General features: G+C 66.2%; 6 protein-coding genes. 3 read left to right on the forward strand and 3 right to left on the reverse strand.

The genetic code is table 11. The features are described from left to right. Positions 1-5: 5 nt before the first annotated feature. From V6M50_RS06965 to V6M50_RS06975, 3 genes are all read right to left on the reverse strand, one after another. Positions 6-1,409, reverse strand: a complete 1,404-nt coding sequence (locus tag V6M50_RS06965) for an NAD(P)H-dependent flavin oxidoreductase (RefSeq protein ID WP_332817828.1) — start codon at positions 1,407-1,409, stop codon at positions 6-8. Between the two features lie 99 nt (positions 1,410-1,508). Beyond that, positions 1,509-2,567: a glycosyltransferase family 4 protein gene (locus tag V6M50_RS06970; protein WP_332817829.1), complete on the reverse strand. Its 1,059-nt coding sequence runs from the start codon at positions 2,565-2,567 to the stop codon at positions 1,509-1,511. A gap of 83 nt (positions 2,568-2,650) precedes the next feature. Continuing rightward, the gene (locus tag V6M50_RS06975; RefSeq protein ID WP_332817830.1) at positions 2,651-3,544 is read right to left on the reverse strand and encodes an alpha/beta fold hydrolase; all 894 of its coding nucleotides are present in this window, start codon (positions 3,542-3,544) and stop codon (positions 2,651-2,653) included. Positions 3,545-3,703: 159 nt separating this feature from the next. On the opposite strand from V6M50_RS06975, the gene astD reads away from it, so the two are divergent. The 3 genes from astD to V6M50_RS06990 all read left to right on the forward strand — a co-directional run. Next, positions 3,704-5,149, forward strand: coding sequence for a succinylglutamate-semialdehyde dehydrogenase (gene astD, locus V6M50_RS06980; RefSeq protein ID WP_332817831.1), 1,446 nt, complete (start codon positions 3,704-3,706; stop codon positions 5,147-5,149). 162 nt (positions 5,150-5,311) lie between these two features. After that, positions 5,312-6,100, forward strand: coding sequence for a uroporphyrinogen-III C-methyltransferase (gene cobA, locus V6M50_RS06985; RefSeq protein WP_332817832.1), 789 nt, complete (start codon positions 5,312-5,314; stop codon positions 6,098-6,100). Next, a partial coding sequence (locus V6M50_RS06990; RefSeq protein ID WP_332817835.1) for a DUF2849 domain-containing protein occupies positions 6,097-6,231 on the forward strand: 135 nt, incomplete at its 3' end. The genes cobA and V6M50_RS06990, both read left to right, overlap by 4 nt.

Here is a 6,231-nt window from a genome sequence, read left to right on the forward strand (position 1 = left end):
CGTCATCAATCCCCCGTCAAGATCCGATCCACCAGCTGCTTCACCGTCGGGGTGAAGTTGTTCGAATAGAACGGATCGGTCTTGAAGTTGAACGCGGCGTGGCCCGCAAACATCAGGTTTTGTTCGGGATCGCCGCCGTGCGCGATGTCCTGCAGCGTCTTCTGGATACAGAAGCTGCGCGGATCGGCGAGGTAGCCGGTAGTGTAATCGTCATGGTCCTTCCACGACGAAAAGCCGCAATGCGACAGGCAGCCCATGCAATCGGTCTGGTCCTTGCGGATCACCGCCTTGTCATCGTCGGTGACGAAGACGACCGTGTTGTCGGGGGTCTTCAGCGCCTCGGTATAGCCTTCGGCCGCCCAGTCGCGCGCGCGGGCGCGGTCGTGCGGGGTGACCCAGAAATTCTTGCCCTTCACCCCGACATCGAGCTGGACGATATGATCGCCGGCTTCCTGCTTCGAGTAAGGAATCTGGCGCTCCGAACGCGCTTCGAGGTCGCGCAGAAAGGGCGTGCGCACCGCGCTCGAGTAAAAACCGGTAGGCGAAAAGCGGTGCAAAAGCACATCGCCGTCGTCGAGCGTGCGGAGACGATCCTTCCACGCCTGCGGGATCGGGCTTTCTTCGGTCAGCAGCGGCCGCGTGCCGTACTGGAAGACAATCTGGCCAAGCTCGGGATTGTCGATCCAATTCTCCCAGTCGCGCAGATACCAGACGCCGCCCGCCATCACGATCGGCACGCTGTCGGCGATGCCCTCGGCGCGCATCGTCTCGCGCACCGCCGCGACGCGCGGATAAGGATCCTGCGGCACCAGCGGATCTTCGGCGTTCGACAGGCCGTTGTGGCCGCCGGCGAGCCACGGATCTTCGTAAACTACCGCGCCCAAAAGGTGCGGGACCTTGTGATACGCGCGCTTCCACAGCGCGCGAAAGGCGCGCGCCGAACTGATGATCGGCAGATACATCACATTGTGCCGCTCGGCGATTTCGCTGAGCTTGTACGGCATGCCCGCGCCGCAGGTGACACCGGCCACCATCCCTTTGGTCCGCGCCAGCACGCCCTCGAGGATCTGCTGGGCGCCGCCCATTTCCCACAGGACGTTGATGTTGATCGCACCCTTGCCGCCCGACACCTCATAGGCGCGTTCGACCTGCGCCACGGCGCCCTCGATGCCGTACTGGATCAGCTCTTCGTGACGCTCGCGCCGGGTCAGCGCGTTGTAAACCTGCGGGACGATCTTGCCTTCGGCGTCATAGCTGTCAGCGTTGACCGCCGACACGGTGCCGATGCCGCCCGCGGCGGCCCAGGCGCCGCTCGACATATGGTTGGTCGCCGAAACGCCCTTGCCGCCCTCGACCAGCGGCCAGACTTCGCGTCCGCCGTAAAGGATGGGCTTCAAACCTTTGAACATTCCAAGTCTCTTTCTCTCCACCGGTCGCGTCCCGCGTACCGGCCCCCTTTGCCGTTTCCGTAAGCGGAACACGGCCGTGAAAGTCAATGGGCGCGCCGCCTAATTCCCGGAGAAAAGGCGGCGTCCAGCAAGCGCCCGACCATAGAGATTTTCATAAGCGGCGACCATGGTAGATTCGTCGAAGCGTTCGGCGGCAACGCGGCGGTTGGCGGCGCCGACCTGCGCCCGCAGCGGCGCGTTATCCGCTAGTTCAGCCAATGCCGCGCGGAACCCGGCTTCGTCCGCCGCGATGAAGCGGCGATTTTCCTCTGCCACCATAGCCGCGACATCGCCGACATCGGGGCTGACCACCGGCAATCCGGCCGCCATCGCCTCGATCACCGCAATCGGCGCCTGTTCGCTGCGCGAGGATAGCGCCAGCAGGTCGAAATGGCCGATCCAGCGCGCGGGTTCGGCCATAAAGTCCGGCATCACGAGCCGGTCGGCAAGGCCGCATGCCGCTGCTTCGGCCGCAATCGCCGCGCGTTCGGGTCCCTCGCCGACGACGACCAGCCGGACATTTGCGGGTAATGTCGCGACCGCCCGGATGAGCCGCGGCAGATCCTTGACCTTGCGCAGCCCGGCGACGGTACCGATCACGACGTCGCCCTCGCGCCGTTCCAGCCCCGCAATCGCGACCGATGGTTTGGCTTCATAAGCCTCGGTGTCGATCCCGTTGCGGATCACCACCGTGCGCCGCCGTGCGCCCCACTCGTCCGCCGCGATCCGCTCGAGCAGTGCCGACGGCACGACCAGCGCCTCGGCGGTTGGCAGCGCGAGACGGCGAAAGGCGTTGCGTTTCCAGTTGCGCCTGACGCTCTCATCCTCGTTGAACCCGTCCTCATGATGGATCAGCGGCGGCAGGTCTTGGAAAGGTGCAAATATGCGGTGCGCCATCACCCCGTCCATCGATCCCCAATTATAGCTGAGCACCAGGTCGAACTGCCGCATAAAGCGCGCAAGATCGCGGTAGCGTGCCGGCCCCGGCTTGCCGTGCAGCGGCGGCGCATCGGCCGGAAATATAACGTCGATCCCCGGGTCGATCGCATCGCGCGCGCCCAGCGCATCGGGAACAGCCGACAGGATGGTGTGGCGTGCGCGCGGGCCTATCAAATTCATCAATCGGACCGCCCGCGCCTCTTTCCCGCCCAGCGAGAAGCTCGAATGAAGGTGCAGCAGGCGCGCCGGGGGTTTGGCGCCGGTCACGCGGCGGGCAGTTCCGCTACCCACGCGTCGATCGCGGCCAGCGCCTCGGGCTCGTCCATCGTCGGCGCATGGCCGACCCCCGGCACCTCGACCAGCCGCGCCCGCGCCAATTCCGCGGCCATCTTCTCACCCGCCGACCGCGCCAATATGTCCGAAAGTTCGCCGCGCAGGATCAGCAGCGGGACATTGCCCAGCGCGCGGTACGCCGGCCACAGGTCGACCCCCGCATCGCCCCCGCCCGGCACGCGCAGCGGCGCCGCGATCTGTTTGTCGTAATCGGTGACGATGCGGCCCTCGGCGGTCAGCCGGTGGGTGCGCTTGGTCAGCCGCAGCCAGTCGTGGATTTCATAGCCGGGATAGATGGCGCCGTTGAGCTCGGCAAAGGCGCGCGCGGCGTGCATCCACGTCGGCTGGCTGCCGCCCGCGCCGATATAGTCGCGAATCCGCTCGAGCCCCGCGGTCTGGAGCTCGGGCCCGACATCGTTGAGCACCGCGCCGACCAGCCGCCCCGGCAACGTCGCCGCCATCAGCATCGACACCAGCCCGCCGAGCGAGGTGCCGATCGCCGCAAAGCGCTCGATGCCGAGTTCGCCCAGCATCGCGACGACATCCTGCACATAGGTCAGTGGGACATAGGTCATCGGATCCTTGGCATAGGCGCTTTCGCCCCGGCCGCGGAATTCGATCACGATCGTTTTGCGCTGCCTGGCGACATGCGGTGCCAGCTTCTCGAAATCGCGGGCGTTGCGGGCAAGACCTGGCATGCAGAGGACCGGCGGCGCGTTTTCGGTGTCTTCCGGCCCCGCATAGACACGCGCATGCAGCCGTACGCCGTCGGACGACCACCAATATTGGTCCGACCAGTCGCGACGGCTGTCCTGCTTTGCCAAAATGGCGCGTCCCCTTTGCTCGGCGTTTTTCCGCGGTCCCGGCGCGCGGGACTCGTCCGCGTCTATCGCCAACCACGCCGCAGGGTGCAAGTGATCCGTCATATCGGTCTGCCGGACAGGTTGCCGCCGCCCGCTTTCACCGATAAGAGCGGGGCGACCATGAGCGAGCCACTGCTTTCCTTCGAACCCGCAACCGGCGAAGAGCTCTGGCGCGGTCCGGTCAGCAATATCGATGACGAAGTCGAAATCGCGCGCCGCGCCTGGCCCGAATGGGCCGCCAAACCCGTCACCTTCCGCACCGAAACGCTGCGCCGCTTCGCCGATCGGGTCAAGGCAGAGGGCGAGGCGCTTGCCGATCTGATCGCGCGCGAAACCGGAAAACCGCTGTGGGAAGCGCGCACCGAAGTCGAATCGGTCGCAAACAAGGTCGACATTTCGGTCAAAGCCTATGCCGAACGCACGCCCAACCGGCGGATCGAAGGGGCGATGGGGCTGCGCAATGCGGTGCGGCATAAGCCGCATGGCGCGCTCGCGGTGCTCGGCCCCTATAATTTCCCGGCACACTTGCCGAACGGCCATATCGTCCCCGCGCTGATCGCGGGCAATTCGGTGCTGTTCAAACCCTCCGAAAAGACCCCGGCGGTCGGCGCAAAGCTCGTCGAGCTGTTCCACAGCGCCGGCGTCCCGCAAGAGGTGCTGCGCCTGATCATCGGCGGCCCCGACACGGGCAAGGCACTCGCCGGGCACGAGGGCATCGACGGCCTGCTCTTCACCGGCTCGGCGCGCACCGGCCTCGCGCTCAACCGTCAGTTCGCGGGCCAGCCGGGCAAGATGCTCGCGCTCGAAATGGGCGGCAATAATCCGATTGTCGTGTGGGATACCGCCGATCTGCGCACCGCGGCGATCATCGTCGTCCAGTCGGCCTTCCTCAGTGCCGGACAGCGGTGCAGCAACGCGCGGCGGCTGATCGTCCGCGACAGCCTCGCCGACAAGCTGATCGAGGAGGTGCGCGATCTGGCGGGCCGGCTGATCGTCGACCATCCGCACGCCGAACCCGCGCCCTATATGGGGCCGGTCATCGACAATGAGGCGGCCGACGGCCTTACCGAAAGCTTCCTGATCCTGATGTCGAACGGCGGCCAGGTGATCCGCCACATGACCCGCCCGGTCGCCGGACGTCCCTTCCTGACCCCCGGGATCATCGACGTGACGGCGATGCCCGAACGCCCCGATATCGAGCTGTTCGGCCCGCTGCTCCAGGTCATCCGCGTCGACAGTTTCGAGGCCGCGATCGCCGAGGCGAACAATACGGCGTTCGGTTTGTCGGCATCGCTGATCGGCGGCACGCCGCAGCTTTACGACCAGTTCTGGGCGAATGCCCGCGCCGGGGTCATCAACTGGAACCGCCCGACCAACGGCGCCTCGTCCGCCGCGCCCTTCGGCGGCGTCGGCCTGTCGGGCAACCATCGGCCAAGCGCCTTTTACGCCGCCGACTATTGCGCCTACCCGGTGGCGTCGGCCGAAAGCGATGCGATGCGCGCGTCGATCGGTGTCGGCCTGCGCGATCCCGAAGGGTCGCAACTGGTGACCAAGAGCTACCTCTAGACCCCTTCGTCATGACGGACTTGATCCGGCATTCATTCGGGCGATGGAAGCATGGGCCCCGGATCAAGTCCGGGATGACAAAGATGGGGAGGCAATTTTACCTTCATCGGCGCCAAAAAAGCCTGCTTTGCCATGCGGGCGGCGCGCGACCATTTACCGTGCATGGAAAAGACTCTCCCTCCTGCCGGCAAGCTCTGGCTCGTCGGCGCCGGCCCCGGTGATCCCGACCTGCTGACACTGCGCGCCGCGCGGCTGCTGGCAAGCGCCGACCTGATTGTCCATGACGGGCTCGTCGGCGAAGGCGTGCTCGCGCTGATCCCGCCGCATATCGAGCGGATCAGCGTCGCGAAACAGCGCAGCCGGCACACGATGAAGCAGGACCTCATCAACGAACTGCTCGTCCGCGAGACGCTCGCCGGCAAGCAGGTCGTGCGGCTCAAGGGCGGCGATCCCTTCATCTTCGGCCGTGGCGGCGAGGAACTCGATGCCGCGCGCGAAGCCGGTGTGGCGTGCGAAGTCGTCCCCGGCATCACCGCCGCCGCGGGCTGTGCCGCGCAGGCGGGCCTCCCCCTCACCCATCGCGAAGATGCGAGCGCGGTCAGCTTCGTCGCCGGCCAGTGCAAGGACCTCACCGATCAGGATTGGTCGGGGCTCGCGGGTCATGGCCGCACGCTAGTCATCTACATGGGCCTCGCGACCGCCTCGGCGATCGCCGACAAGCTGATCGCCGACGGCGTTTCGCCGGGCCTGCCGGTTGCGGTGATCGAGCGCGGTACGACCGCCGACGCCCGTGTCCTGCGCACGCTGCTCACCGACCTCGGCGACCTCGTCGCACGCGAAAAGGTGCAGAGCCCTTCGCTCATCATCGTTGGCAAGGTCGCGGCGCGCGCCGATGCGCTCGACTGCCTCGGCGCGGCGGGCGTTGCCGAACAAATAAGGGATTTTACATGAAACTGCTGACGGGCAATGACCTGAAAACAGGATTTGTCACCTGGTGGACCGGCAGCGACTGGTCGCTCCATATCGAGGACGCCGCCGACGTCGGCGAGCATGGCGAGGCGATCCTCGCCGCCGAGGAAGGC

This window comes from Sphingopyxis sp., from assembly GCF_036675685.1.
Lineage (GTDB): Bacteria > Pseudomonadota > Alphaproteobacteria > Sphingomonadales > Sphingomonadaceae > Sphingopyxis.